The organism is Thermostichus sp. OS-CIW-31, assembly GCF_054060305.1.
This window is the reverse complement of record NZ_JBSSDA010000019.1, coordinates 1-24,320: the sequence shown is the minus strand read 5'-3', so window position 1 is coordinate 24,320 and position 24,320 is coordinate 1. Positions and strand designations below refer to the sequence as shown.

Below are 24,320 nucleotides of genomic sequence, written 5' to 3'. Positions count from 1 at the left end.
GAGGGAGCAAGGTTTAGGATTCTTGAGGTCTTTTGGGTCTCTTTTTGAGGGAGCAATCATGGGCAAGAAACTGGGATTAGCACTGGGCAGCGGCGGAGCCAGGGGATGGGCTCATATTGGCGTAATTCGGGCTCTAGAGCAGGCCGGGATCCCCATTGATTATATTGCCGGGACGAGCATTGGCGCTTTTGTGGGAGCCATTTATGCAGCAGGAGAACTGGATGAGCTGGAAGACTTTGTGCGAGATCTTAACTGGAAGATGATTTTGTCTTTGTTTGATGTGGTCTTTCCCACCTGTGGCCTTTTGGATGGCAACAAAATTTATGAGCTGCTGACAGAACATTTGCAAGAGCTGTGTATTGAAGAGGCCGGGATCCCCTTTTGTTGTGTGGCTACCGACTTGATCACAGGCCAGGAGGTGCTGTTGCGTTCGGGTAAAATGGCAGATGCCGTGCGGGCCAGCATCTCTATCCCAGGAATTTTCACTCCCTTTCACCACGAAGGGCGCTATCTCGGAGATGGAGGCATTGTCAATCCGGTGCCGGTGCGAGTGGTGCGGGAGATGGGGGCCGATGTTGTTGTTGCGGTCAATCTCAACCATGTGGATCCCGCGGATGTGGAGTCGCAACTGGAAGAAACAGAGGTGGAAGAAACCCTTCAACGGCGACAGCGCTTGAATGCTGAAGGAGAAGTGATCGAAGAAGAAACCAACTTCATCACCCGCATTCGCAAACGCTATCAATCCCTACAACAAGGGATCCAAGAAAAAATTAGCCAATGGTTTCCAGATGAGCCCTCTGGTCCCAATATTTTCGACGTTATTGGCAAGACGTTGAACGTGATGGAGCAAATCGTTACCCGCAGTGTTTTAGCCGAACATCCGCCGGATTTGCTCTTACAACCCAAGCTGAGCCAGTATGGGATCTTCGACTTTCATCAAGCAGATCCGATTATTCAGGAGGGCTATCGACAAATGCGGCGGGCCATTCCAGAATTGCGACAAAAGTTGGAGCAGTGAACCACCACTTCTCCAGCAGTTCAACCTAAAGCTTTGCAAGGATCTACGCCCAAGCTTTCCAAACAATCTCAGATGGATCCTGCTATCAAAATGGGCCTGAAGCTCACTCAATTGGGATAAATTGCAACAGCGATCCCGTGTGGATGAGATGGGCCGGGGCAGATTTTCCATCCTGGCCAGGATGGGCCAGCAGCACACAGCGATCTTGAGGGGTGAGGTCAAACTTGACAGAGGGATCAGGTTCTCTTTCCAGTGGAGGGCTGAGCTGGGGATCCCCGACAAAAGTAAGTCGTGCCAACACGGTCAGCAGGTGATCTTGATGAGCCAGGTCTGACTCAAAAGGAGTCCGCTCTTGTAACGTAACAAGTGCTACCGGGTAACCTTCTCGCATCAAGTAGAAGAGGATCCCGGCACAGCGCTCTACAGCTCGCTCCAACTTGTCTCGATGGATCTCGGGCCTCTCTTTCTGGGGCTGCCAGCGGTTTTCAAAACAGAGGGTGATGGCCTGGGCTCGTGGACGCTCCAACTCCCGCACGATCAGTTGATCCCGTTTGGCCGAGATCTTCCAGTGGACAGAACGCACATCGTCGTGGGGTCGGTAGGGCCGTAAGCTCAGGTAGTCTCCCTCTCGACCAGGCTGGGGGCGCAATTGGTTGCCGCTGCTGAGCTGATCCCACAGCGCCAATCCTTGAACCGGGGCGAGCCGCGGAAACACGATCACCGTTTGGGGATCCCTAATTTCCACCGCCCTGCGGAAGAGTTCAAATGGAAAACTGGTGGCAACTTCAAAACCCTGCAACTGCCAGGCTCCCCGCCTTGAAAAAGTATGCTGGTAAAAAGTGTCCACCTTGGCACCGGGATCCACCCGCAAAACATAGCTGGAAGGCCAATCTTGCCGCCTCAGCCCCTCAATGCGTTCGCTCACCTGCAACGAAAAGCTGGGCAGGCGCCGTTTGCGATTGACCAGCGTGAGACCCACTAAGACAGGCTGGCCGGCGAAAATGCGGCTAGGCAACTGCCGGCTGACCTCCAGATCTTTGAGGGTGAGATCAGAGAGGGTGCCACTGATGAGAATAAGGCTGAGCAGCATTCCCAGCAACAAATACAGGGGATTGTTGCCGGTGTTGAAAGCAGCAATACTTACCAACAGGGCGATCCCGACAAACCGCACCCCAATACGGGTAAAGCGGAAGCGGCGCAGAAAACGAACCTGGCGCCCTGATTTCTGCTCTGAGGAGAAGATCCCCAGGCTTCCCGTCCGTTGAAGCAGTAATGGAACTAGTTTTCGGCTTAGTTTCCACAACACCGCAGTCCCCTCATCACTCCTTCATCCCCGGCCCCTCTCCAAAGGAGAAAGAGGTCTGGAATCTACAAGCTGCTTCAGTGTAATTTGAAATCACCATAACCAGTGCTACGGGCAGGTTTTTTCTGAGAGGATTTCAGCAATGGCCGCAGCCACCCGCTCTTGTTGACAGGTGGTCAACTCAGGAAAACACGGCAAAGACAACACCTGAGCCGCACATAGCTCGGCATTGGGCAGATCCCCCCGCCTGTAGCCCAGCCCTCGGTACACCGGCTGCAACGGCAACGGCAGAGGATAGTAAACCCGACTGCCAATGCCCCGCTCCTTCAGACCCTGCTGCAAATAGTCCCGCCGCCGCCCATCCGTCGCCTCAGAACCCACCACCCGCACCGTGTACTGATGCCACACCGAGCTGCCCCCCACCCCCACCTGAGGCAGAATCAAACCCGGGATCCCTTGCAGCAAGCGGTGGTAACACTCCGCAATCCCCTGCCGCCGCCAGTTCCACTCCCGCAGATAAGGCAACTTCACCGAGAGAATCACCGCCTGCAGCGCATCCAAACGGCTGTTGAGACCCAAATGCTCGTGGTGGTACGGACGGGTCTGCCCATGCTCCCTGAGAGCCCGCACCCGCCTGGCCAGTTGGGGATCCCGCGTCACCACCGCCCCCCCATCCCCAGCCGCACCCAGATTCTTGCTGGGAAAAAAGCTGAAGCAGCCCACCTCTCCCCACGTGCCCACCGGCCTGCCCCCCCAACAGGCCCCCACCGCCTGGGCACAATCTTCCACCACCGCCAAGCCGTGCCGCCGGGCAATAGCCAGAATCTGGGTCATGTTGGCCGCCTGCCCAAACAAATGCACCACCACCACCGCCTTGGTGCGGCAGGAGATGCTCCTTTCCAGCAGCTGCGGATCCAGGTTAAAGGTGCACGGATCCACATCCACAAACACCGGACGCGCCCCCACCCGGCTGATGGCGGCAGCCGAGGCAAAAAAACTGAAGGCACTGGTGAGCACCTCATCCCCCGCCTGGATGCCCAAAGCCTGCAAAGCCAACACCAAGGCATCGGTACCGGAATTGCAGCCGACGGCCTCCAGGGGGCCACCCCCCAAAAACTGGGCAAACTGCTCCTCAAAGCGCTGCACCGCCGCCCCGCCGATGTACTGGCCAGAGGCCAGCAGCGCTTCCAGCTGCGGCTGCAACAGCCCGGCCAAAGCGCGGTACTGCCCCGTCAAATCCAACAGCGGAATCGGCTCCTCCGTCATGGTGCTGCCTTTGGAGAAGGTGGCGGCCACAGCCCATCATCGCGGATGAGAGCCTGGGTAGACAACGCTCTGGCCCAGAAGGGTTCTGGGGTTTGTCTTCCGCGGGTCGAGCTGGCCCTGAATCTATCCACCCAATCTGAGATAGAGTAAGCGCGGGATCCCCTAGGCTGGATACAGCTTTCTACAGGATGCTTTATGCAGGCGGTTTCTCCAGCAGCTAAAGCCCCTTTGGCACCTCGGATTCTGGCTCTGGTGCCGGGGGGGATTGGGGATCAGATTTTGTTTTTTCCCACCTTGGCCAGTTTGCGGCAGCGCTTCCCGGAGGCGGAGCTGGAGGTGCTGGTGGAGCCGCGGGCAGCAGGGGCTTATGAGGTTTGCCCTTCGGTGAGCCGGGTGCTGACTTTTCCTTTCAAGGAGCGGCTGTCGTTGGGGGATCTCAGCGACCTGCTGGGGCGCATTCGGGAGCGGCAGTATGACGGGGTGCTGAGCCTGGGCCGAAGCTTGGGGGTCAAGCTGTTGTTGTGGCTGACCGGCATTCCCAAGCGGGTGGGCTATGCGCCGCCGGGGCCGGGGCGACCTTGGCTGACCGACCCGGTGCCCCTGAAGCCAGCCCAGTATGCGGCCCAGATGTACCACGACCTGGTGCAGGGGTTTGGCATTGCTGCGCCGGCGGGGTTGCCCCAGATTCGTCTGAAAAAAGCAGACCTGGAGTGGGCAGAGCAGGAACGCAAGCGCCTTTTGGGGGATGCCGCTCAAGATTATGTGCTGTTGCATCCGGGGGCCAGCCAGCTGTCGCAGGAGAAGGGAATTCAGAAGATCTATCCCTCTGCCAACTGGGTCAAGGTCATCAAGGGTTTTCGGGAGCAGCGGCCGGAGCTGCCGTTGGTGCTGGTGGTGGGGCCAGAGGATGAGCAGCTGGCGGAGGGCTTTCTGGCGCAACTGCCGGAGCTGCCGGTGAGCCGTCCTGTCCGGCTGGGGCAGCTGGCGGCCTTGATTGGGGGGGCAACGCTGCTGTTGTGCGCCGATAGCGCTCCCATGCATTTGGCGGTGGCTACCCAGACGCCGCTGGTGGCGTTGTTTGGGCCCACCGACCCGCTGCGGTTGCTGCCTTCAGAGGGGCCGTTTCGGGCGGTCAAGGGGGCCGATGGGAAGGTGGAGTCGATTGCCCCCGAGCAAATTCTGCAGGTGATCTTTCCGGCCTAGAGCCAAGGTTTTCGTGGCAGCAACCCAGTCCAGTTTCTCTGCAGGCGGACCGAGAAGCCTTCTAGCCTGGGAGATGTGTCCCTGTCTGCTTTTAGCCGGCGGGAGAGCTTGCTTTGTCACCTTGGCTCTCCTAGGCTTGCTGGCGAGCGACCGTAAGGCAGTCAGCATTGCTGTTGACCGGGGGAACTTCTGCCCTCTTGGGGGAAAAGGGCTGGGGAAGTAGGGGATTCTCATGCGGACGAAGGGACTTGAACCCTTACGCCTTGCGGCACTAGATCCTAAGTCTAGCGCGTCTGCCGTTCCGCCACGTCCGCAAAACCTGCATGACCCAACTGGTTACCTGCGCCAGCATTCCAGTTGGAGCCCGCCCACCTATGCTAACCCAAGCCGGCTTTGGCTAACCCGGCAGCTGGGCAACAGCAACCTTCAGATCATCTGTGGCGTCCAGAACCACCCAACCTTGCCCCACCGCCCGCTTCCACAGCTCAAAGTGGAGGTGCGGCCCAGTTACCGCTCCGGTCGCCCCCACATAGCCGATGACGGATCCCCGCTCTACCACTTCCCCCGGTGTTACAGCAACTTCGGACATGTGGCCATAGCGAGTGCGCCGACCGCCGGCATGCTCCAGCACAACGGTGATCCCTAGACCCCCCAAGGATCCCGATGTAACCACCTTGCCGCTTAAAGAGGCCAAGATCGGCGTGCCCATGCTGGCCCCCAAATCCACTCCAGCATGAAACTCCGGCTCTCCGCGGATGGGGTGAATTCGCATGCCAAATCCAGAAGTAATCGGCACCGGGTGAGGTAAGGGATAGAGCAGTCGTTCTTCACCTACGGCCAGTTCAGGCAACGTCGGCGTCCCCGGTTCAGGAGCTTGGGGCTGGCTGGGATCCTCGATGCGAATCTCTTGGCCGGGGGCGAGAATGATGCGGCGACCGGAGCTGCGTTCCATCAGCACCACCGGCACCCCACCTTCAGGCTGAGCATGGGGAACCAGGTCATGGTTCTTCTGGGGCTCAATCACGATCTCGCGGCCTACTACCGTCTCTGGGCGGGTTTCTGCTTCAAGGGTCGCAGGGCTGCCCTCTCGTAAAGGAATGGCTCCATCCAGCAGCAGGGCTGCCGCCCCAGGCGTGTCCAGGGCCGGTTCCACCACAGGCGGCGGGGGCAAAGGGGTTGGTTGGGTTTGGGCCAGCAGAGCAGTGGGATAAAACCAGAGCAGAGCCAGCCCTATCTTCAGCCAAAAGCGCAGCCGCCGAGCTTGGGGGGAGAAAAGGCGCGCTGCCATAACCAAAAGCTTCATCACCGAGTTCAACACAGGCCACATAAAAAACACAAGAGAAATTACAGGCTATCGCCCGCCGGCATGTGATAGCTCAAGCGAACTTGGTCGGGTGTAAGCGTCAGAATGGATGGCTGCTGTTGCAGATGTCGCTCCCCTTGTGTTTGTACTCGCACCCTTCCATCCTCGGCAAGGCCCAAGATCGTGAGGCTAGTCCCCCTTTCGAGCCATTGGACTTGCGGCTTGACCATCCAGGCTTCGTACTCTGAGCGAACGGGGGCAAATCCCCCTTGCAACCAGACGTGGAATCCCTGCTCCATCCCCTGCAGAACCCAGCCGGCAATCTCAGTGCGATCGAGGGAGCGGTGCGGAGGGGATCCCAAAATCTGGGCTAAGGTGATTGCCCCAACGGGAACGGGGTTGTTGACATTCACCCCCACACCGGCCGCCAACCCCAGCAGTTGCCCGCTCCCCCCAAAGCGGCTTTGCACCAGGATCCCCCCCAGCTTGAGCAGAGAATCCGGGTGCTGCTCATCTACCACCACCAAATCGTTGGGCCATTTCAGCCGCAGCGGGATCCCAAGGTTTTGCCGTAAGCAGCCCGCAATGCCCCAGCCCAAGGCCAGGGTCAGTTCCAGCAGCGAGTAATGCAAAGGCGGGGATCCCAGCCAAACGGACAGGTACAGCCCCCCCGGCTGCGAGTGCCACACTCGCCCATGTTGACCTTGCCCGGCCCGCTGGCGGGTGCTGACCAAAACTGTGCCCACTGGCAGCGGCTGTGGGAAGCGACGCCCCCAGTCCAAGAGCAGCCGATTGGTGGAATCGGTCACCGCCACTTGCAGCAGATGGCGGCCCCACCGGCCCGCCTGGGATCCCAGCCGCGAGGGAGAAAGCATCTCTACCCGGGATTAGCTCAACACAATATCTTCCGCCGGACGCTGGGCCAGCCGCTTGAGGTTTTGGTAGCGCAACATGTCCAGCAGATCATTGCCCGAGCGCCCCTCCAGACGGGCCTCCACATGCAGCGCCTGCCCTAGGGCCTCCACCGCCTGCAGCCGCGGGATCCCGCGCAACACCAGGCGATCCACCGCATAGGCGTCAGCAGCCAGCAGACGACGGTCATTGGTTTGGTCGCGGCGCAACTGCCAGAGGGCCAAGCCACTCAAACCACCCGAAACGGTTGCTCCCACGGGATCCTGTTGTACGGCCTCGAAGATCAAGCTCAACCCCCCCAGAGCTGCTATGGCCAGGTAAAAGTCGATCTGCCGCGAAACCGCCCGACTGTAGTAGCCCACCTTGTGCAGGAACAGCCCCGCCCGCTGCAGGGGGGTAAATTGCCGCCACTCGTAGGGCTTGATGAACAGCCGCATCTGCCGTTCCCAGGGCATTTGCCGACGGCCTTTGATCACCACCGTTTGCCGTTCCGAGGCGGGCAAGATCTTCACACTCTCCCGCATACTGGCTGGCAGCAGATCCAACAGGCGCTCAATCTCCGCCTGATCCAGAACGTAGTTTTCGTAGCCGTAGTATTCCGAGTTCATGCCGGGCCTGCTCCTCAGCTTAGTCCCATCGCCTGACGCATCTCTCGCACCGCCCGATCCAGCCCCACCAGCACCGCTCGACTGATAATGCTGTGGCCGATGTTCAGCTCCTCCATGCCAGGGATCCGCGCCACTGGGCCGACATTCCAGTAGGTAAGACCATGTCCCGCATTCACCCGCAAGCCCAGTTGAAGGGCCTGTTGGCTGGCCTTTTCCAGGTGGTCAAGTTCCACCTGCCGCTGAGCTGCGGATGAGGCTTCTGCGTAGCGCCCCGTGTGCAACTCCACCCAGCGGGCTCCCACTTGGGCAGCAGCGGCAATTTGGGTCGGATCTGGGTCGATAAACAAGCTGACGGGAATGCCGGATCCCTGCAGTTGGCCGACCACATCCCTGAGGCGCGACACCTGCCCCGCCACATCCAACCCACCTTCGGTGGTGATCTCCTCCCGCCGCTCAGGAACCAAAGTGACGTAGTCGGGCTTGACCTCCAGGGCAATCGCCACCATCTCCTCGGTGGCTGCCATCTCCAGGTTGAGGTGGGTGCGCACAGTTTGCCGCAACAGCCGCACATCCCGATCTTGAATGTGACGGCGATCCTCGCGCAAGTGCACCGTAATGCCATCTGCCCCCGCCAGCTCGGCAATCACCGCTGCCGCTACCGGATCTGGCTCCACCGTGCGGCGTGCCTGTCGAAGGGTGGCAATGTGGTCGATGTTAACTCCAAGACTTAACAAGGCTTTACTGCTTTGGGTGTAGAGGAGAATACCCCTAGTATTACATTATTCAATTTACGCCGGTCAGATGAGCCAGGATGCCATGGGCCTCAGGCCGCGAGGGTGTAGGCTTTACTCTATGATCAGGTAGCGACGTCTCGCCTGTGCGGGATCCACTCCGGGATTGCCATGACTGATCCAGATGCCTCTCTGGCGGTGGGACAACACTCCATTGTTGACCGGGCGCGAGTGCCGGCTCTAATTGCCCAGTACTTGCCGGTGGAAATCTGCATTTACTACCAAGTCGTCCCCTTGGCCCTGGATACCGACAGCCTCATCTTGGGCATGGTGGATCCCCAGGATTTGGCGGCGTTGGACTATGTGAGCAAAATGCTGGCCTATTCCCAGATTTCCGTCCAGCCAATCCCTCTCACCGCTCAGCAGCAGCAGGATTTAATTGCCTACTACTTCAGCCATCCCCCCGACCCGGCAGAAGTGGAGCGGCTGCGCCTCCAGGCGCAAGCCAACCGGGTGACTCGGGAGGTTCCTGCTCCCGTGTCGGGGCCACCCACGCAGTTGAGGCCAACCCAGCCTCCGTCCGTCCCCGCCGACGAATCAGAAGAGACAGTGCAGCAGTTGCTCAACTCGATGCTGCGGCGGGCTTTGGATGAGAAAGCCGAGCAAATTTTCGTGGAGCCTCAAGAGGGGCCTTCTTGTCGAGTGCGCTACCGCCAGCAGGGGATTTTGCGGGATCTGTTCAAAGATCTCTCCGAGTCCATACGAGCGAAGTTGATCACCGCCATGAAGCGGATGATGGCGCTGGATCCGGAGTTGATCGGGGAGCCGCAGCAGGCAGAGGTGGAGCGGATGTACCGGGGGGAGCCACTGGTGTTGCAGTTGCGCATCATACCGCAGCGCTCCAAAAGTGGCCAGACTGCCGCCTCTAGAGAAGGGGCCATCTTGAGCATCCTGCGAGGGGAAGCTCTCCAGAAATATCAACAAGGCCAGAATAACCTCCGCGTCTCTGAGACCCTAGCTTTGGCCCAACAGACCTATCAACTGCTGCAACAATTGCAAAGTGCTCTCAGCAACACAGTTGACAAGCTTAAGCAGTACCCCAGTCCGCCGCGGAGCGACTGGCCCCTGATGACGGAGGTGTTGGCAGCTATTCAAGCCCAAGCCCAGATGATCGCCATCCACCAGCAGGACTGGGAAAAACTCAATTCCGGCAGTTGACCCCCCAAAACCAGCCCCGAGTAACATCCCTTCAACGGGATCCCTCCCGCAGCAGCACCAAAATCACTCCGGCAATGATGCTGATGGTGGCACCGGCAATCAGGCTGGTGGCTAGACGTTCCAGCCGTTCCCCGATGGTTTGTGAGGTGTCGAACTTAAAAGTGAGCTTTTCGACATCACCTGAGAGCTTTTCGACATCACCTGAGAGCTTTTCGACATCACCTGAGAGCTTTTCGACATCGCCCGAGAGCTTTTCGACATCGCCCGAGAGCTTTTCAACCCGCTCCGAGAGTTTTTCGCTATCCCCTGAGAGCCGATCGATCCGCCTCAAAACTTCCTCTTGTTGTTGGGTGAGACGAGCTATTGCTTGGCTATTGGCCTCGACCAGGCGCTCGACTCGCTCTAGGCGCTCTTCTGTTGAAATCGTCATAGGGGCTAACAGTCGCGAGTACGGTACACCAGAATACCCATCCTATGCTATTGCCGGCTATTCGTCTCTCCGGCAGGGGTTTAATGGGAGGGCATCCCATTCTGCTGCCCTGGATTGGGTGCGGTAATCTTGAGATCGTGAAGTCTTGTTCGTTAGCTTCCATGCCGTCAAAAGATCCAACTCCTCTGCCCAAGCCCCAGTCGCCATCAGGGGAAACCCCTGCCAGCTCGGGATCCCGCAGCTGGTGGCAGGCGCAACGGGAAAACCTTCTGACGGTGGTGCTGGCTCTGTTGCTGGCCTTCGGCATTCGCACCTTTGTGGCAGAGGCGCGTTGGATCCCCTCCGATTCGATGCTGCCCACTCTGGAAGAAGGGGATCGGCTGGTGGTGGAAAAGGTCAGCTACCGCTTTGGTTCGCCCAGACGAGGCGATATTATTGTTTTCAACCCTCCCGCCAAACTGAACTTCGACGGGGCCTACATCAAGCGGGTGATCGGCCTGCCGGGAGATCGCATTCGCATCGCCAACGGTGAGGTCATCATCAACGGGATCCCGCTGCGGGAAGACTACATCTATGCCCCCCCCGACTATTCTTGCCCTGGCGAGCGCTGTCCTGGAGTTCCCAATCAGGGATCCGAATTCGTGGTTCCTCCCCGCTCCTATTTTGTGATGGGGGATAACCGCAACGACAGCCAAGACTCCCATGTGTGGGGTTTCTTGCCGGAAGAAAACATCATCGGCAACACCATTTTTCGCTTTTGGCCCCCAAATCGCCTACACTTTTTCGCCCCGCCAGAATATCCTGAGCTTCTTCCAGAGGCCCAAGTGTTGGGCAACACAGCCCGGTAGAAAGCCAGCTTGACCCTGTCGGGACTGCTCAGTGCAGCCGCTCCAGCACATAGTCCACCATCTGAAACAAAGCACGACGCGCCGCAGAGTCCGGCAGGCTATACAGCGCTTCGGCAGCCCGCTGGGCGTAGTCGCGGGCCAACTGACGAGAGCGTGGGATCCCTTCGCTTTGATACACCCACTCCAGGGCCTGCTTCAGGTCTTGCGGGTTGGACAGCTCCCTGAGAATGAGCTCTCGCATCTGGGGAAATTCCTCTAGGGCAAACAGAACGGGTGCAGTGAGGTTGCCCTGGATGAGGTCGGATCCCACAGGCTTGCCAAGCGTCTCTGCCGAAGCGGTGAAATCCAGCAGATCGTCGACAATCTGAAAAGCAATGCCCAGATCCCGCCCAAAATCGAACAGGCGATCCGCCACTTCCTCGCTAACCCCGCTCAGCAGGCCAGCAGCCTTGGAACTGCCGGACATGAGGGAGGCCGTTTTGTAGAAGCTCTTGGCCAGGTAGTCTTCCATCGACACATCCGGGTCGAAGCGGGTGAGGCTCTGGCGCACCTCTCCCTCCGGCAAATCCATGATTACTTTGGAAAGGAGCTTCACTACCTCCAGGTTGTCCAGATTGGCCAAGTACCAAGCAGCTTGGCCGAAGAGGTAATCCCCCGCCAGCACGGCTATCCGATTGTCGAAGAGGGTATTCACCGTATCGATGCCCCGTCGCACATCGGCAGCGTCGATGACATCGTCGTGAACCAGGCTGGCCGTGTGGATCATCTCAGTAATCTCTGCCAAGCGCCAATGCCGTGGGGTAATCTCTCCATCTGGAGTGGTGGCGCGGGCGATGAGGAGCACAATGGCTGGCCGGATCCCTTTCCCCCCCGCCGAAAACAGATGTTCGGCAGCCATGGCCAGAATGGGGTGCTTGGCACTGACCAACCGCGTCAGGTTCTGGCGTAAACGCTCCAGATCCGCTTCTACAGGGCCAAAGGGGGAGAGCACAGAGGTCATGGAGCCAAAGTATGAGAGGTTTTACAAAATTTCACATCTTTTTCTATTGTAGAGTACCCCATCGTTCTCGGGGAAAACCAAGCGGTATCATGCAGGCAGTCCTTTGCCCTTTTTATGTCGGATCCCGTCCCCCCACTTCGATCTCATTCCGTTCCACCGCTCCCTTCAGAACCCGATTGGGAGGAGGAGTGGGAGCTGGCGCTGGAAAAGCCGCCGCTGTCTGGGCGGGCCCAGCCTCACCATCATGATCCCCAGTCTCGGCGCAAGTTGACCAACCGCTTGGCTCGCATCGAAGGGCATGTGCGTGGGATCCGCTCCATGATCGAGCAGGATCAGCCCTGTCCAGATGTGCTGCTGCAAATTGCCGCCGTCAAGGGAGCGCTGGATCGGGTGGCGCGGCTGATTTTGGACGATCACATTCGCCACTGCATCCGCCATGCCATCGAGACCGGCAATATCGAAGTGGAGCTGGAGGAGTTGCAGCGGGCTCTGGATCGCTTTATCAGCTAAGTCTCGATGGCCAGATTTAACTTGATGAAAGTCTCCCCTTGCTTGGCTCAGGGGAACGCCAAACTGGGCTGCCAATATCTGCAGCAGGGGCTGGCCGTTGTGATGCTATCTAGTACCCCAGGTCATTCAGAAGGTTGGGGGGAGGGCTGGGTATAGCGCTCCAGCAGAGATGCGCTTTTGAGTTGCCACTGCAGTCCCATGAAGGCCCAGTCGATAAACTCGTTGATCTCCTCAGCGCTGAACTGCATGGCTTTGCCGATCTGGAAAATAAGCTCCTCTTCCTTTTCCACCAACTGGCTGTTCACCACCGCCATCGCCGCCAGATCCCGCAGGATCAAGGCCCCCGCCGCGTTGCGCATGGGCGGGATCCCACTGATATCCAAAGGTGCACCTGCTTCATCGGCCAGATAGGTTTGGGCCAGTGGCGCTTCGATGCCTACCCCTTCTGCGATTTGCATGAAGAAAGAGGTTTCTTCTTCGTCCAACTGGCCATCTACTCGGGCCACCGCGATCAGGGCCTTGAGGTAGAGCTGGCGCTGCTCGTCTGTCAAATCGGCGTAGTTGATCATGGGAGTTGCTGCTGAGTGTAGGGTTTTCTCTTCAACTCTGCCATGAAGGTTGCCTTCCAAACCGGGGTCGGACATTTTCCAGTCAAGTTCCAGTCAAGCAGAAAATCGCTTAAAATAAAAAGCCTGTGTCTACCGGCCAAACGCCAAAGGCTCGGAGCGAGGCTCTGGAGCTTCAGCAGGCTTGGCGGGTCTAGGCGAACTCTTTTTTGGATTTTTTGGATCTTTACAGCTTGCGGAGCGTCCCCCAAGGAGTGGATACCCCATGGTCAAATTGCGGCTCAAGCGCTACGGAAAAAAGCGGCAACCCAGCTATCGCATCATCGCCATTGAAAGTAAAAGCCGCCGTGAAGCCCGTCCGCTAGAGGAACTGGGTTACTATAACCCGCGCACCAAGGAGACGGTTTTGCAAACGGCAGGCTTGCTGAAGTGGTTGCGTTGTGGCGCTCAGCCCACAGAGACCGTGGACAGTCTCCTCAAAAAGGCCGGCATCTACGAGATGTTGAAAGCAGGGGAAGGCGGAGTGGTTGCCTCGATTCGCATCCCGGCCATGGCCAAGCCTGAAGCTGGGATCCCTGAGGCGGCAGAAGAGGCCCCTGCAACAGAATCCGTGGCCGAGGCTGAGGTCGCCGATGTTCCCGAGTCTGAATTGAGCGAAGCTGCCACTGAGACAGCAGCGGCAGAATTAAGTCCTCCAGAAGCTGAAGTTGAAAAGCCTCAGGTTGAGGAAGCGGTTGAGGCCTAGGGTCGGCTAAGCTTGGCTTGGCCAGTTGTTCCCTCCTGTCGTCTAGCTCTCTATGCCAGACTACAAGGCTCTCGCCCATCTTTTGATCGAACCGCTGCTCAGCAGCGCCTCTCTTCAAATGGATGTGGAAACCACCTGTGGCGGGCGAAAGGTATGGCTGCGGCTGGCCTTTGACCCGAAGGATCGGGGGCGGGTATTCGGGCGGGGCGGGCGCACCCTGCAAGCGATTCGACAGGTGATGATGGCCGCAGCTCAGTTGGCAGGTCAATCTCTGTACATCGATATCTACGGAGAGGCGGGAGAGCGGAATCGGGAGGAGCGGGAATGAGCCAAATTCTCACCTTTCTGGGCAAGGGGGGCACAGGTCGGAGCACCTTGGCCGTGGCGGCAGCTCGGGCCGCAGCCCAGCAGGGGCGGCGGGTGCTGTTGGTGGGCCATCAGGCGGGGCCGGGGCTGGAAATGCTTTTGGGCGGGATCCCGCTTTCCGGCGAGCCGGTGACCATTGCTGCCAACTTGAGCGTGGTGCAGTTGCGGACAACCCAGCTGCTGGAGCAGTTCTGGACGGCGGCCAAAGAGCTGGAAGCCCGATACGTGCGCACCCCCTTTTTCCGGGAGATCTACGGCCAGGAACTGGGGGTGTTGCCGGGCATGGATCAGGCCCTGGCCCTGGAAGCTCTGCGCCGTTACGATGCCAGCGGCCAATACGACTGCATTCTCTACGATGGGCCAGGGGATCTGACCACCTTGCGAGCTTTTGGGATCCCGGAGGTGGCCAGTTGGTACTGGCGGCGAGCCTCCCAAGCTTTTTTGGGATCCGACTTGGCCAAAACCCTGCGACCCTTTGCCGAGCCCTTGTTGCGTTCGGTAAGCACCGTGGAATTTTCCTCCCTGGAGGATCTGCCAGAGCGGTTGGGGGGCATGACCAACCTTTTGGAGCAGGGACGACAGGCTATTGCCAATCCGCGCCGCGTGTTGGCCCACCTGGTGACCACCCCTGACCCGATGGCCGTGCAAACCGCCCGTTACCTTTGGGGGAGTGCTCAGATGGTGGGGCTGACGGTGGGTGGCCTCTGGGTTACCCCTCTGGCTCCGGGGGAGGTCTCGGCTGCCGATTTTTTCCCGCTGACACTACGAACACTCCCCCTGCGTCAGGGATCCGATTGGTCGGCTTTGGAAGCAGCGGTGGGGGGGATGTTCGCTGTGCCGGATGTGCCGCCGCCCGTGGCCATCGACGAGGGAGCCCGTACAGTCAAGCTGTTTATTCCCGGCTTCAGCAAGGCCCAAATCGAGCTGAGCCAGTCAGGCCCGGAGCTGACCATTACCGCCGGGGATCAGCGGCGCAATTTGTTCTTGCCCCCCAGCTTGGCAGGTCGGCAGGTGGCTGGGGCCAAGTTTCAAGAACCCTTCCTGGTCATCAGCTTCAGCTAAAACGATCCCCAGTTGTTCCCCTCTGTTCGCGTTAGCGGTATGGAGTCCTTGGGAGAGAGCGATGTTGGCCAAACGGATCATTCCCTGTCTGGATGTGGCGGCAGGGCGGGTGGTGAAAGGGATCCAGTTTGTGCAATTGCGGGATGCCGGGGATCCGGTAGAGCTGGCCCAGGCTTATGATCAGGCAGGAGCCGATGAGCTGGTCTTTTTGGACATCACCGCCACCCACGAAGAGCGGGAGATCTTGCTGGAGGTGGTGCGGCGCACCGCAGAGCAGGTGTTCATTCCCCTCACGGTGGGAGGGGGGATCCGCGATCTGGAGGGGATCCGGCAACTGCTGCGGGCCGGGGCAGACAAGGTCAGCCTCAACTCGGCAGCGGTTCGGGATCCTGATCTCGTGGCTCAGGCCAGCCGCTGGTTTGGATCCCAGTGCATTGTGGTGGCCATTGATGCTCGCGCCAAACCGCAGGGAGGGGGATGGGAAGTGTACGTGCGCGGGGGGAGGCAGCCGACGGGGCTAGACGCGGTGGAGTGGGCCAAAACCGTGGCCGAACGGGGGGCAGGGGAGATCTTGCTCACCAGCATGGACGCCGATGGCACTCAAGCAGGCTATGACCTGGAGCTAACCCGGCGGGTGGTGGATGCGGTGTCGGTGCCGGTGATCGCCTCTGGGGGTGCAGGAGCGTGTGCCCACATCCGCCAGGCTCTGCAGGAAGCGGGAGCAGAAGCAGCGCTGTTGGCTTCTCTGTTGCACTACGGCCAGTTAACGATTGCCCAAATCAAAGCCAACTTGGCCGCCCACGGCATTCCGGTGCGTTGCTAACTCTGCGAGGGATCCTATGCAAGCTCAGGATCTGGCCGCTCTCTTGCCCAAGGTAAGTCGGCTGGCGGAGGCGGCAGGACAGGCTATTTTGCCCATCTACAGACAGGAGCAGCTTCAGGTAAGGGCCAAGGCGGATGCCTCTCCCCTTACAGAGGCGGATCTGGCCTCCCACCACCTGATCCTGCAAGGCTTGCGAGACCTGACCCCAGGGATCCCGGTGCTCTCGGAAGAATCGGGCGGGATCCCTTACCCAGAGCGGCAACAGTGGGAGCGGTTTTGGCTGGTGGATCCCTTGGATGGCACGCGCGAGTTTATCGAAGGCAGCGGCCAGTTCACCGTCAACATTGCCCTTGTCGAGGCGGGGATCCCCATCTTGGGAGCTGTCCACGCCCCAGCTCTCGGCCTCACCTACAAAGCTGCCCAAAAGCTGGGGGCCTACAAAGGCGATGAGCGCATCTGGGCCCGCCCGCCCGCCCAGGCCCCTTGGCAGGTGGTGGCCAGCCGCTCCCACAGGGACTGGGAAACGGAGCAGTTTCTGGAACGGCTGCGGCGTCGCCACGGATCCCTTGAGGTTCAGCCGGTGGGCAGTGCCCTAAAGCTTTGCCTTGTGGCCGAAGGATCTGCCCATCTCTACCCTCGCTTCGGCCCCACCCTGGAGTGGGATACTGCCGCTGCCCAGTGCATTGTGGAGCAGGCGGGGGGAAGGGTTACCGATCTGGCAGGGGATCCCTTGCGCTACAACAAGCCCGACCTGCACAACCCGCCCTTTGTGGCGGCTGCCGAAGGCATGGCCCAACTGTGGCAGAACCTGATCCCCTGAGGGAAGCTCCGGCTACATGCCCATCTCCGTAGGGTTAAAGCCATCCGGGAACTTGGTGTACTCGTCGTAAAGGGCACCGCGGAAATGGGTGTTGGTGATGATGGCTCCGCGCAGATCGGCCCCAATCCGCAGATCGGCTCGGTTCAGCTCGGCTTCGCTGAGGTCGGCCCTGAGCAATTTGGCCCGGTAGAGGTTGGCCCCCCGCAAATCTGCCTTCACCAACTTAGCCCCAATCAGGTTCACCCGTCGCAGCTTGGCTCCGCGCAGGTCGGCTCCCGAGAGATCTGCTCCCGACAAATCCGCCTCGCGCAAATCGGCCCCACTCAAGTCGGCATCCCGTAGGATAATGCCCTTCAAATTCGCGCCACTCAACTGCGCTCCACTCAGGTTGGAGCCCGAAAAATCCCGTTGGCCAGACGCATAAGCCTGCAACAGTTGCTTGGCATCCAAGAGAGGCTTGATACTTGCTGTTGTCATCGCTGTTTGTTCTCTCACAAAACCGTAGGCAAACTAACCTCAGCCCTGCCGGAAGCAGGCTGTGACCCTTTCGCAGGTTGATTACCCTCTGGGGATCCCTGCCACTCGAGGTGGAACGCTTTACTGACAGACTTTGCCCTGCTGGTCGGCAGAAGGGCTGTCAGAGTTCTTGTTGGTTAGCTTACCACCCCCCGGCCCAAACTCAGCCCGGCAAGCCTTGAGAGTCGGAGGAGAGCGACATTCCGCCTGTTAGAGCTGGTCAATCTCCTTGCGCAAATTTTCCAACTCCAGATCGACCTCGCTCTCACTTGCGGTGGAAGGTTGGCCTGAGGACTTTGACCCTCCAGAGGGCAACTGACCCTGGATCGACGCCTTGAGCATCAGCAGCTCGTGATCTACATCCGAGCCACCCGCCTCCAAAGCGGCAAACTGGTTTTCCAAATTGTCTACCGCCAGCTCGGCTACTGCCGCCGACTGGGCCTCCAGGGAGTTCACCTTCTCCTCCATACGCTCAAAAGCAGCAAAGGCGCTTGTGGCGTCCACCCGCCCGATAACCTGATTGATTTGCTGGGAAGCCTTGGCGGCGCGGGCGCGAGCGATGAGCATGTCCTTTTTGGTCTTGGCCTCAGCGATCTTGCTCTCCAGCTTGGTCATGTTGGACTTCAGGATCTCCACCTGCTTAGTCTGCTCATCCAACTGCCGCTTCAGGCTTTGGGCAGTCTCGGCAAAGGTTTTCTTGCGCACCAGCGCTTCCCGAGCCAAAGCTTCGTTGTTGTTGCGCAGGGCCAACTCGGCGCGTCTTTGCCACTCATCAACACTCTGCTGTGCTTGCTCATACTGCCGCTCTATCCGCTTCTGGGCAGCAATGGCCTGGGCAACCGCTTGCCGCATCTGGTAGTGATCCTCAGACATGTCCTGAATGGTCTGGTTCAGGATTTTCTCCGGATCCTCGGCGCTGCTGACCAGCGCATTGATATTGGATCTAATGATTCGGCTGACCCGATCGAACAATCCCATCGGTTGCTTCCCCCTCTAGCGGTCTGACCTAATGCTACCCTTGCTGCTTTGATGCCTTCCAGTGCTTCTACTCCAGTATAGGGATCCATAGGGCTCCGCTGAAAAAAGCTGTAACGTTCTCTTGCCCCAATACCCTCCAGAGCCGATAATGCTTGCTTAACTTCGTTTGCTGACCGACAATCCCTGTTCTCTGATCGGGGCCATCCGCAGGTCGAAACGAAGTTGAGTTTGGCCGGTGTTGTTGGGAGTTCTCCGCCCCAGGTTCACGATTCAGGAGAGGGATCCGTGGCTCAGCGCCCGATTATTCTGGGTATTGTTGGCGATAGTGCTGCTGGGAAGACCACCCTTACCCGCGGCATTGCCCAAGTCTTGGGGGAAGAAAACGTCACTGTCATCTGCACCGACGACTACCACCGCTACGACCGCAAGCAACGCGCTGAACTGGGGATTACAGCCCTTCATCCCGACTGCAACTACCTGGATATCGTTCAGCAGCACCTGACGCTCCTGCGCACCGGCCAGCCGATCCTAAAGCCCGTCTATAACCACAGCACCGGCACCTTTGACCCGCCAGAGTATGTCAAGCCCAACAAATACGTGATTGTCGAAGGGCTGCTGGGCTACTTTACCCGTGGTATGCGGGATAGCTACGATGTCAAGGTTTATTTGGCTCCCCCAGAACATTTACGAGCCCTCTGGAAGATTAAGCGGGACACCCGCAAGCGCGGATACACAGAAGAGCAAGTGCGAGAAGAGCTCAAAAAGCGCGAACCCGATTCAGAAGCTTTTATTCGTCCACAGCGCCAATGGGCCGATGTGGTGGTCACCTTTTACCCGCCCCAAGAGGGATCCGACCAAGATGAGGTATTGCTGAATGCACGCTTGGTGCTGCGCCCCACCATTCCTCACCCAGATTTTTGGCAAATCCTCAATGCCCGCGACAATCACCTTAGCTCTGCCATTCGTTTGGATTTGGATCGGGATATGGGCAAGCCCGTCGATGTTTTGCAGATTGATGCCCATGCTACGGCCAGCCAAGTGATCGAATTGGAGCGGATGCTCTGCAACGAAATCCCTTACCTGGGCAAGTTCTGTAGCTTAGAGGGAAACCCCAATATCGGCCAATTGATCGGCACCACCGGCGAGCTGCTCCAGAGCTATCCCCTGGCTTTGACTCAGTTGCTGATCACCTACCACATGCTAAAAGCGGCCCATATCTACCAGTAGAATCCGTGGCGGCGAGGGATCCCCAGTTTCACAGGATCTGCAGGGGAGGGCTAGGCTCAGCACTGTAACCTGATCCTGGAGCAAACCTTTGTCAGCTTCTGCCAAAGACATGGGCTGTGCTGGAATTGAACCAGCGGCTCCCACCGTGTCAAGGTGGTACTCTACCACTGAGTTAACAGCCCCTATGAGCGATGCTGCCGCGCATCTACCTGAAGGTCGGAAATCGATAATATCACATTTTGAACCCGTCCCATTGGGATTAGCCTGGGTGGAGAGTGGACGGGTGCCCTATTTCAAATCAAAAAGGGGATCCGGTCAGCAACTGGTAGTGCAACACCTGGGGTGGGCGAGCAAAGTAGGGCCCGATGAGGGCACGCCAGCGGACAAAGTTTTCCGATTGGCGAAAGTTGACCAGATGGGCCTCTAGGGATCCCCACTGAACGAGCAGTAGGTATTGCTGAGGGTGCTCCAGACAGCGCTGCAGTTGGTGCCCTTGGTAGCCGTCGGTCTGCTGCAAATAGATGAAAGCTTGAGCGATGGCGGCTTCAAAGGCGGCTTCAGAGCCGGGGGTAATTTCAAACTGAGCCACCTCAAGGATGGAGGAAGCAGTCATGGGTTAGGTATGCAGGCCGCATTCGGTTTTGCTTGTGCCCTTCCAGCGTCCAGAGCGGGGATCCGCCCCTGGCTCAACAGGTGCAGTGCAGTGGATGCAGCCGATGCTGGGGTAGTGGCGATCGTGCAGGGGGTTGTAAGGGATCCCGTGGTCAAGGATGTATTTCCAAACTTGGCCATTTGTCCAGTCAGCCAGCGGGTTGAGTTTGAGGCGGTTGCGCTTGCCGTCCCACTGCACCTTGCCGATATCGGCGCGGGTGGGGGATTGTTCCCGACGCATCCCTGTAATCCAAGTGGTGCAACCGGCCAGAGCACGATTCAAGGGCTCCACCTTGCGGATGTTGCAGCAGAGGTCGGGGTTAGAGCGATACAGTTCTGGCCCGTATTGAGCTGCCTGCTCTTCCGGGGTAAGCAAGGGCTTGAAGATCTGCAGTTGCAAGTGGGGGTAGCGCGCCAACACCTGCTCCCGCAGTTGTAGGGTTTCCGGGAAGTGAAAATCGGTGTCCAGAAAAAAAGCGCGAACACGGGGGTTAATCGCCGCGAGCAGATCGATCAGCACTAGGTCTTCCGGGCCAAAGCTACAGGCCAGCACCAGCCCATCTCCAAATTCTTCAACCGCCCAGGTGAGCAGGTCGCTCGCCGACAAAGACTCAAACCGTTCGCTCAGGGACGCCACTTGAGGTTGATACTGCTCCCGCAGCGCTTGAGCCGCCAGCTCCCAGCGGCTAGAAGGAGAAAGGCTTGCTGTCATAGGGGGAAGACACCGAACTCGACGATCTTTGCATTCTAAATCTACACTAATTCGGTCAAGCTTTAGGAGTTTCTGATTACCAGGCGGCAGCGGGCAGAGGGAGAGAGCGGGATCCCTTGGCCCGGAGAGGGATTTGTCCCCAGCGATCCCGTCGGATCCCCATCACCAAGCCGTGCCAGAGGGGGCTGGGATCCAATGCCGGCAACTTAACCCAGTGGTAGCGCAACACCCCTCGCCGTGGGTTCACCTCCAGCTCAAACACCCGCAGAGCCGAAACCGGCCCCACCAGAGGAGGTGCTGTCAGGTAGGGGATCCCATCGCGGACATACACCTTCGGCACATGCAGGTGGCCACTCAGCACCGCCACCACCCGTCCGTGACGGGCCAAGAGAGCGTGTAGCGCCGAGGCTGGTTCACTGAGGAGCCGGTACTTGCGAAACAAAACCGCGTCCATTTGGGTGGGAGCAATGAAGGGCGGCTGATGGATCAGCAGGATCAGCCATTCTTCCGGCACCGTTTGCAGATGTTCGCCCAGCCAGTGCAGTTGGGAGGGGCGGAGCACGCCCTGAGGCAAAGGGAAGCGTCCCAGGCTGGCGTCGAGGGCAATCAAGCGGATCCCGGGCAGAGGGGAAAGGCTGTAATCGACGTAACCAGTGGGAGCCAGGGACAGGGGAAATTGGCTTTGGCACCAACGGATAAACTGATCTCGGTTAAAGCGTCCCTTTCTCCTCAGGGTGTCGATATCGTGGTTGCCCAGGCTGAGGTAATAGGGCACCCGCAGTTGGGCAACAATCTCCTGGAAAGATTGAAAGCTCTCCGGATCCGCTTGATCCACCAAATCCCCGGTAAACACCACGAAGTGCAGATCGGGCACCTGGTTGAGATGGGCAACGGCGGCTTCCAACTGGCGGCGGGGGGAATCGGACATCCACCAACAGCGGCACCCCGTCTCGGGCATCAGGTGGACATCTGAGACTTGAGCAAAGCAAATGCGTTGGGTTGCCATTGTTTAGGTACTTATTCACACCTCACGCCCGCATCATAGTCAATGAGGGGCCGGGGGGCTATGGGCTTCTCTTAACCTCAGCTGGGAGCCATCGGCAACTGGGGCACAGGTAGGGCTGTGAAAGGGGCGCGCAGACTGGTCAAATTGGTCTGAGAGGGTTTCCCAGGCTGTCACCCCCAACTTTTCTCCCAGCAGGATGGATTGAATGGATCGATGAGTAGCAAAGCGGTCTGTACCCTTTGCTCCATCCCATACTTCCCGGCTCTGGAAAACTGCCGGATACAGCGCTTCAACACCGACCACATCCCCTCAATCCGATTCAACTCTGGTGTATACACAGGCAAGGGAGATTGGGTTGCCAAAATCCGGTTTACCCCCTTGCCCATCAAGCCGTGGGATCCAACCGCATCAACACCTGCCCAAACTCCACCGATTGCCCATTGCTCACCAAAATCTCGGTCACCACGCCTGCCGCTTCGGCCTCGATCTCGTTCATCAGCTTCATGGCCTCGATGATGCACAGGGTTTGGCCCTTGTTCACCCGTTGGCCAACCCGCACAAAGTCAGGTTCACCTGGAGCTGGGGCGCTGTAGAAAGTGCCCACCATTGGTGACGTCACGTCTATCCAATGGCTGGGGGTGGATTTGGGAGCAGTGGGAGGAGGGGGCGCTTCTGCAGGAGCAGGAGGAGGCGCAGAGGAGACAATAACCGGACTGGCGGGGGTGGAGGAGAGCTTAGTCGGGATCCCTTTGCGCAAGGTGAGGCGAAAATCTTTGAACTCCAGAGTTAGCTCGGTAACATCGCTCTCTTGCAGAGCGGCCAGGAGAAGACGAATTTCCTGCCAATTGACAACATCCAAGGGAAGGTTCACTCCTGATGCATCACCTGTCCACAACAGAAATCCATAACCGAAAAGGAGAGGGAGAACTCACTCCCGGCCCAGATAGGTGTCGGTGCGGGTATCGACCCGAATCCGTTCTCCAACCTTGATGAACAAAGGCACCTGGATCTCAGCACCGGTCTCCAGCTTGGCCGGCTTGGTTCCCCCAGTGGCGGTATCTCCTTTCACCCCTGGATCTGTTTCCACCACTTCCAGAACAACGGTGTTGGGCAGCTCCACATCGATCACCTGCCCATTCCAGCGCAAGATTGACACTTGCATGTTTTCTTTCAGATATTTCACGGCGGAGCCAATTTGGGCGGCGGTAATTGGAGCCTGCTCATAGGTCTCCATGTCCATAAACACCAAGTTGTCCCCTTCCGCGTAGAGATACTGCATCTCGACTTTTTCGATGGTGGCTGCGGGCAGGGTTTCACCGGCGCGGAAAGTCTTCTCCACAACGTTGCCAGTCTGCATGTTTTTGAGCTTGGTGCGCACAAAGGCTGCTCCCTTGCCGGGCTTCACATGCAGGAACTCGATCACCTTGTAGGGAGCTCCGTCAATTTCTACAGAGACGCCAGGGCGCAAATCGTTGCTTGAGATCATGTCAGCAGAGGGATCCGTTGCTTAGACTTCCCAATCTTACCGTGACGATGGGGCACTCCGTTCGCGCTGGGGAGGCGGAGTCCGATTCAGCCCTCTGAGATCAATCGGGGGCTGGCGACCGTAAAGGGGCAACACCTCCTGCCACTGAGGGCGCAACCCAGCCCGAAAATCGGCGCGGGCCAATTCTGCCAACGCCACCACAGGTGCAGAATCCACAAAATCGTCGGCATCTACAGATAAAGCTTGCGGCCAATGGCGGAGAAGGGCCTGCCAAGCCTCTTCCTCCCAAAGCTGATCGGCCACTTCTGCAGCGATACGCTCTTCCACCACCCGATACACGCCGCCATACCGCTCTCCTCGTTTGGCGTCCATCTGCACCGCCACCGTCAAGGGCTGGGGCGGGGATCCCTGCTCCTGCCACACCTGGCGGGCGAGGACGGCCAAAGCCGAGTAGCCAAACACGGGAATGCCCAGTTGCTGGCCCAGCAGGCGGGCCACGCTCACCCCCAAACGGCTGCCCGTAAAGCTGCCCGGCCCCAAAGCTACAGCGATCCCGGCTATCTGCGACCAAGCCTGACCGGCTAAGAAGACTTTCAAGCAGGGGTGCAACTGCGCTGCCATCTCCCGATCCAGCCACCAGCTCTGACTGCGGGTTTCTCCCAACCCTGGCTCCAACGGCAGCAGGGCCAGGCCCAAAACGGGCGTGGTGGTGTGGATCCCTAAAATCCAGCGGGCAAGCGACATGGCCTCTCTCAGGATCAAAAAAGGTGGTTGACGAAACTTAACGGATGTTTTAAGTTTAGGTTGTCAATCTTCGCGCTTCCTTAGGGAAGTTTGTCCTCATGACTACTGTTATCCAACGTCGCTCAACCAGCAACGTGTGGGAGCAGTTCTGCGAGTGGGTCACCTCCACCGATAACCGCCTTTACATTGGCTGGTTTGGGGTGCTGATGATTCCCACCCTCCTGACTGCCACCACCTGCTTTATCATCGCCTTCATTGGGGCTCCGCC

28 protein-coding genes, 2 tRNA genes and 1 pseudogene are annotated in these 24,320 nt (G+C 58.7%); 12 read left to right on the top strand and 19 right to left on the bottom strand.

The window, feature by feature from the left end; all coding sequences use genetic code 11:
- Positions 1 to 58: 58 nt before the first annotated feature.
- The gene (locus tag ACVWY9_RS11165; protein ID WP_414407523.1) at positions 59 to 1,018 is read left to right on the top strand and encodes a patatin family protein; all 960 of its coding nucleotides are present in this window, start codon (positions 59 to 61) and stop codon (positions 1,016 to 1,018) included.
- A 103-nt stretch (positions 1,019 to 1,121) separates the two neighbouring features.
- Here ACVWY9_RS11165 and ACVWY9_RS11160 read toward each other — a convergent pair whose 3' ends face one another.
- Both ACVWY9_RS11160 and ACVWY9_RS11155 read right to left on the bottom strand, forming a co-directional pair.
- A complete protein-coding gene (locus tag ACVWY9_RS11160) occupies positions 1,122 to 2,165 on the bottom strand; it encodes a DUF58 domain-containing protein (RefSeq protein ID WP_457388367.1) in 1,044 nt (347 codons plus the stop codon).
- Between the two features lie 264 nt (positions 2,166 to 2,429).
- Complete coding sequence (locus ACVWY9_RS11155; RefSeq protein WP_457388404.1) at positions 2,430 to 3,587, bottom strand: DegT/DnrJ/EryC1/StrS family aminotransferase; 1,158 nt, start codon at positions 3,585 to 3,587, stop codon at positions 2,430 to 2,432.
- Between the two features lie 195 nt (positions 3,588 to 3,782).
- Here ACVWY9_RS11155 and ACVWY9_RS11150 point away from each other — a divergent pair, with 195 nt between their 5' ends.
- Entirely contained in the window at positions 3,783 to 4,790 is a 1,008-nt protein-coding gene (locus ACVWY9_RS11150) for a glycosyltransferase family 9 protein (protein WP_457388366.1), read from the top strand.
- 233 nt (positions 4,791 to 5,023) lie between these two features.
- Here the strand turns inward: ACVWY9_RS11150 and ACVWY9_RS11145 are convergent.
- The 5 genes from ACVWY9_RS11145 to ACVWY9_RS11125 all read right to left on the bottom strand — a co-directional run bounded on the left by ACVWY9_RS11145 (position 5,024) and on the right by ACVWY9_RS11125 (position 8,347).
- Positions 5,024 to 5,104: transfer RNA gene (locus ACVWY9_RS11145), tRNA-Leu, on the bottom strand.
- 83 nt (positions 5,105 to 5,187) lie between these two features.
- The gene (locus ACVWY9_RS11140) at positions 5,188 to 6,078 is read right to left on the bottom strand and encodes a M23 family metallopeptidase (protein ID WP_457388365.1); all 891 of its coding nucleotides are present in this window, start codon (positions 6,076 to 6,078) and stop codon (positions 5,188 to 5,190) included.
- A 56-nt stretch (positions 6,079 to 6,134) separates the two neighbouring features.
- Positions 6,135 to 6,968, bottom strand: coding sequence for a biotin--[acetyl-CoA-carboxylase] ligase (locus ACVWY9_RS11135; RefSeq protein WP_457388364.1), 834 nt, complete (start codon positions 6,966 to 6,968; stop codon positions 6,135 to 6,137).
- Between the two features lie 12 nt (positions 6,969 to 6,980).
- Positions 6,981 to 7,613 carry a DUF3318 domain-containing protein gene (locus tag ACVWY9_RS11130; RefSeq protein ID WP_011432111.1) on the bottom strand — a complete coding sequence of 211 codons (633 nt, stop codon included), beginning with the start codon at positions 7,611 to 7,613 and terminating at the stop codon, positions 6,981 to 6,983.
- A gap of 14 nt (positions 7,614 to 7,627) precedes the next feature.
- On the bottom strand, positions 7,628 to 8,347 hold the full coding sequence (locus ACVWY9_RS11125) for a pyridoxine 5'-phosphate synthase (protein ID WP_011432110.1): 720 nt from the start codon (positions 8,345 to 8,347) through the stop codon (positions 7,628 to 7,630).
- A gap of 168 nt (positions 8,348 to 8,515) precedes the next feature.
- On the opposite strand from ACVWY9_RS11125, the gene ACVWY9_RS11120 reads away from it, so the two are divergent.
- Positions 8,516 to 9,562, top strand: coding sequence for an ATPase, T2SS/T4P/T4SS family (locus ACVWY9_RS11120; RefSeq protein WP_414332177.1), 1,047 nt, complete (start codon positions 8,516 to 8,518; stop codon positions 9,560 to 9,562).
- A 31-nt stretch (positions 9,563 to 9,593) separates the two neighbouring features.
- On the opposite strand, the gene ACVWY9_RS11115 is transcribed toward ACVWY9_RS11120, so the two are convergent.
- Positions 9,594 to 9,992 (bottom strand): hypothetical protein, encoded by a 399-nt coding sequence (locus ACVWY9_RS11115; RefSeq protein ID WP_457388363.1) that lies wholly within the window; start codon positions 9,990 to 9,992, stop codon positions 9,594 to 9,596.
- Between the two features lie 161 nt (positions 9,993 to 10,153).
- Between ACVWY9_RS11115 and lepB the strand changes: the two genes are divergently transcribed.
- Positions 10,154 to 10,840: a signal peptidase I gene (gene lepB / locus ACVWY9_RS11110; RefSeq protein WP_041436160.1), complete on the top strand. Its 687-nt coding sequence runs from the start codon at positions 10,154 to 10,156 to the stop codon at positions 10,838 to 10,840.
- Between the two features lie 28 nt (positions 10,841 to 10,868).
- On the opposite strand, the gene sds is transcribed toward lepB, so the two are convergent.
- Positions 10,869 to 11,840 (bottom strand): solanesyl diphosphate synthase, encoded by a 972-nt coding sequence (sds, locus tag ACVWY9_RS11105; protein ID WP_041436149.1) that lies wholly within the window; start codon positions 11,838 to 11,840, stop codon positions 10,869 to 10,871.
- Positions 11,841 to 11,954: 114 nt separating this feature from the next.
- Between sds and ACVWY9_RS11100 the strand changes: the two genes are divergently transcribed.
- The gene (locus ACVWY9_RS11100) at positions 11,955 to 12,350 is read left to right on the top strand and encodes a metal-sensing transcriptional repressor (RefSeq protein WP_011432105.1); all 396 of its coding nucleotides are present in this window, start codon (positions 11,955 to 11,957) and stop codon (positions 12,348 to 12,350) included.
- Between the two features lie 122 nt (positions 12,351 to 12,472).
- Here ACVWY9_RS11100 and ACVWY9_RS11095 read toward each other — a convergent pair whose 3' ends face one another.
- A complete protein-coding gene (locus tag ACVWY9_RS11095) occupies positions 12,473 to 12,919 on the bottom strand; it encodes a TerB family tellurite resistance protein (protein ID WP_457388362.1) in 447 nt (148 codons plus the stop codon).
- 262 nt (positions 12,920 to 13,181) lie between these two features.
- Between ACVWY9_RS11095 and rpsP the strand changes: the two genes are divergently transcribed.
- The 5 genes from rpsP (at position 13,182) to cysQ (ending at position 16,732) form a co-directional block, all read left to right on the top strand.
- The gene (rpsP, locus tag ACVWY9_RS11090) at positions 13,182 to 13,661 is read left to right on the top strand and encodes a 30S ribosomal protein S16 (protein WP_011432103.1); all 480 of its coding nucleotides are present in this window, start codon (positions 13,182 to 13,184) and stop codon (positions 13,659 to 13,661) included.
- Positions 13,662 to 13,713: 52 nt separating this feature from the next.
- Complete coding sequence (locus ACVWY9_RS11085; RefSeq protein WP_011432102.1) at positions 13,714 to 13,989, top strand: KH domain-containing protein; 276 nt, start codon at positions 13,714 to 13,716, stop codon at positions 13,987 to 13,989.
- Positions 13,986 to 15,089, top strand: a complete 1,104-nt coding sequence (locus ACVWY9_RS11080; RefSeq protein ID WP_457388361.1) for a Get3/ArsA fold putative tail anchor-mediating ATPase NosAFP — start codon at positions 13,986 to 13,988, stop codon at positions 15,087 to 15,089. Before ACVWY9_RS11085 ends, ACVWY9_RS11080 begins: the two co-directional genes overlap by 4 nt.
- 61 nt (positions 15,090 to 15,150) lie before the next feature.
- Positions 15,151 to 15,912, top strand: coding sequence for an imidazole glycerol phosphate synthase subunit HisF (gene hisF, locus ACVWY9_RS11075; protein WP_457388360.1), 762 nt, complete (start codon positions 15,151 to 15,153; stop codon positions 15,910 to 15,912).
- A gap of 16 nt (positions 15,913 to 15,928) precedes the next feature.
- Complete coding sequence (cysQ, locus tag ACVWY9_RS11070; protein WP_457388359.1) at positions 15,929 to 16,732, top strand: 3'(2'),5'-bisphosphate nucleotidase CysQ; 804 nt, start codon at positions 15,929 to 15,931, stop codon at positions 16,730 to 16,732.
- Between the two features lie 12 nt (positions 16,733 to 16,744).
- On the opposite strand, the gene ACVWY9_RS11065 is transcribed toward cysQ, so the two are convergent.
- Complete coding sequence (locus ACVWY9_RS11065; protein WP_011432098.1) at positions 16,745 to 17,209, bottom strand: pentapeptide repeat-containing protein; 465 nt, start codon at positions 17,207 to 17,209, stop codon at positions 16,745 to 16,747.
- A gap of 249 nt (positions 17,210 to 17,458) precedes the next feature.
- A complete protein-coding gene (locus ACVWY9_RS11060) occupies positions 17,459 to 18,226 on the bottom strand; it encodes a PspA/IM30 family protein (RefSeq protein ID WP_011432097.1) in 768 nt (255 codons plus the stop codon).
- Positions 18,227 to 18,511: 285 nt separating this feature from the next.
- Here ACVWY9_RS11060 and ACVWY9_RS11055 point away from each other — a divergent pair, with 285 nt between their 5' ends.
- Complete coding sequence (locus tag ACVWY9_RS11055; RefSeq protein ID WP_011432096.1) at positions 18,512 to 19,453, top strand: phosphoribulokinase; 942 nt, start codon at positions 18,512 to 18,514, stop codon at positions 19,451 to 19,453.
- A gap of 110 nt (positions 19,454 to 19,563) precedes the next feature.
- Here the strand turns inward: ACVWY9_RS11055 and ACVWY9_RS11050 are convergent.
- The 7 genes from ACVWY9_RS11050 to tsaB form a co-directional block, all read right to left on the bottom strand.
- Positions 19,564 to 19,635 (bottom strand) — tRNA-Val (locus ACVWY9_RS11050).
- A 116-nt stretch (positions 19,636 to 19,751) separates the two neighbouring features.
- Positions 19,752 to 20,066, bottom strand: a complete 315-nt coding sequence (locus tag ACVWY9_RS11045; protein WP_414344235.1) for an antibiotic biosynthesis monooxygenase family protein — start codon at positions 20,064 to 20,066, stop codon at positions 19,752 to 19,754.
- A 3-nt stretch (positions 20,067 to 20,069) separates the two neighbouring features.
- Positions 20,070 to 20,816 (bottom strand): phosphoadenylyl-sulfate reductase, encoded by a 747-nt coding sequence (locus ACVWY9_RS11040; protein WP_457388358.1) that lies wholly within the window; start codon positions 20,814 to 20,816, stop codon positions 20,070 to 20,072.
- A gap of 76 nt (positions 20,817 to 20,892) precedes the next feature.
- Positions 20,893 to 21,822 carry a metallophosphoesterase family protein gene (locus tag ACVWY9_RS11035; RefSeq protein ID WP_011432093.1) on the bottom strand — a complete coding sequence of 310 codons (930 nt, stop codon included), beginning with the start codon at positions 21,820 to 21,822 and terminating at the stop codon, positions 20,893 to 20,895.
- 385 nt (positions 21,823 to 22,207) lie between these two features.
- On the bottom strand, positions 22,208 to 22,681 hold the full coding sequence (gene accB, locus ACVWY9_RS11030) for an acetyl-CoA carboxylase biotin carboxyl carrier protein (RefSeq protein WP_457388357.1): 474 nt from the start codon (positions 22,679 to 22,681) through the stop codon (positions 22,208 to 22,210).
- Positions 22,682 to 22,750: 69 nt separating this feature from the next.
- Positions 22,751 to 23,308 carry an elongation factor P gene (efp, locus tag ACVWY9_RS11025; RefSeq protein ID WP_414335241.1) on the bottom strand — a complete coding sequence of 186 codons (558 nt, stop codon included), beginning with the start codon at positions 23,306 to 23,308 and terminating at the stop codon, positions 22,751 to 22,753.
- A 36-nt stretch (positions 23,309 to 23,344) separates the two neighbouring features.
- Entirely contained in the window at positions 23,345 to 24,052 is a 708-nt protein-coding gene (gene tsaB, locus ACVWY9_RS11020) for a tRNA (adenosine(37)-N6)-threonylcarbamoyltransferase complex dimerization subunit type 1 TsaB (RefSeq protein WP_457388356.1), read from the bottom strand.
- 98 nt (positions 24,053 to 24,150) lie between these two features.
- On the opposite strand from tsaB, the pseudogene ACVWY9_RS11015 reads away from it, so the two are divergent.
- Positions 24,151 to 24,320, top strand: a pseudogene (locus ACVWY9_RS11015) (photosystem II q(b) protein); the annotation flags it as partial.

Coding starts and splice junctions, on each gene's coding strand:
- ACVWY9_RS11165 (WP_414407523.1), top strand. CDS start 59: ATGGGCAAGAAACTGGGATTAGCACTGGGCAGCGGCGGAGCCAGGGGA.
- ACVWY9_RS11155 (WP_457388404.1), bottom strand. CDS start 3,587: ATGACGGAGGAGCCGATTCCGCTGTTGGATTTGACGGGGCAGTACCGC.
- ACVWY9_RS11150 (WP_457388366.1), top strand. CDS start 3,783: ATGCAGGCGGTTTCTCCAGCAGCTAAAGCCCCTTTGGCACCTCGGATT.
- ACVWY9_RS11140 (WP_457388365.1), bottom strand. CDS start 6,078: ATGGCAGCGCGCCTTTTCTCCCCCCAAGCTCGGCGGCTGCGCTTTTGG.
- ACVWY9_RS11135 (WP_457388364.1), bottom strand. CDS start 6,968: ATGCTTTCTCCCTCGCGGCTGGGATCCCAGGCGGGCCGGTGGGGCCGC.
- ACVWY9_RS11130 (WP_011432111.1), bottom strand. CDS start 7,613: ATGAACTCGGAATACTACGGCTACGAAAACTACGTTCTGGATCAGGCG.
- ACVWY9_RS11120 (WP_414332177.1), top strand. CDS start 8,516: ATGACTGATCCAGATGCCTCTCTGGCGGTGGGACAACACTCCATTGTT.
- ACVWY9_RS11115 (WP_457388363.1), bottom strand. CDS start 9,992: ATGACGATTTCAACAGAAGAGCGCCTAGAGCGAGTCGAGCGCCTGGTC.
- lepB (WP_041436160.1), top strand. CDS start 10,154: ATGCCGTCAAAAGATCCAACTCCTCTGCCCAAGCCCCAGTCGCCATCA.
- sds (WP_041436149.1), bottom strand. CDS start 11,840: ATGACCTCTGTGCTCTCCCCCTTTGGCCCTGTAGAAGCGGATCTGGAG.
- ACVWY9_RS11100 (WP_011432105.1), top strand. CDS start 11,955: ATGTCGGATCCCGTCCCCCCACTTCGATCTCATTCCGTTCCACCGCTC.
- ACVWY9_RS11095 (WP_457388362.1), bottom strand. CDS start 12,919: ATGATCAACTACGCCGATTTGACAGACGAGCAGCGCCAGCTCTACCTC.
- rpsP (WP_011432103.1), top strand. CDS start 13,182: ATGGTCAAATTGCGGCTCAAGCGCTACGGAAAAAAGCGGCAACCCAGC.
- ACVWY9_RS11085 (WP_011432102.1), top strand. CDS start 13,714: ATGCCAGACTACAAGGCTCTCGCCCATCTTTTGATCGAACCGCTGCTC.
- ACVWY9_RS11080 (WP_457388361.1), top strand. CDS start 13,986: ATGAGCCAAATTCTCACCTTTCTGGGCAAGGGGGGCACAGGTCGGAGC.
- hisF (WP_457388360.1), top strand. CDS start 15,151: ATGTTGGCCAAACGGATCATTCCCTGTCTGGATGTGGCGGCAGGGCGG.
- cysQ (WP_457388359.1), top strand. CDS start 15,929: ATGCAAGCTCAGGATCTGGCCGCTCTCTTGCCCAAGGTAAGTCGGCTG.
- ACVWY9_RS11065 (WP_011432098.1), bottom strand. CDS start 17,209: ATGACAACAGCAAGTATCAAGCCTCTCTTGGATGCCAAGCAACTGTTG.
- ACVWY9_RS11060 (WP_011432097.1), bottom strand. CDS start 18,226: ATGGGATTGTTCGATCGGGTCAGCCGAATCATTAGATCCAATATCAAT.
- ACVWY9_RS11045 (WP_414344235.1), bottom strand. CDS start 20,066: ATGACTGCTTCCTCCATCCTTGAGGTGGCTCAGTTTGAAATTACCCCC.
- ACVWY9_RS11040 (WP_457388358.1), bottom strand. CDS start 20,816: ATGACAGCAAGCCTTTCTCCTTCTAGCCGCTGGGAGCTGGCGGCTCAA.
- ACVWY9_RS11035 (WP_011432093.1), bottom strand. CDS start 21,822: ATGGCAACCCAACGCATTTGCTTTGCTCAAGTCTCAGATGTCCACCTG.
- efp (WP_414335241.1), bottom strand. CDS start 23,308: ATGATCTCAAGCAACGATTTGCGCCCTGGCGTCTCTGTAGAAATTGAC.
- tsaB (WP_457388356.1), bottom strand. CDS start 24,052: ATGTCGCTTGCCCGCTGGATTTTAGGGATCCACACCACCACGCCCGTT.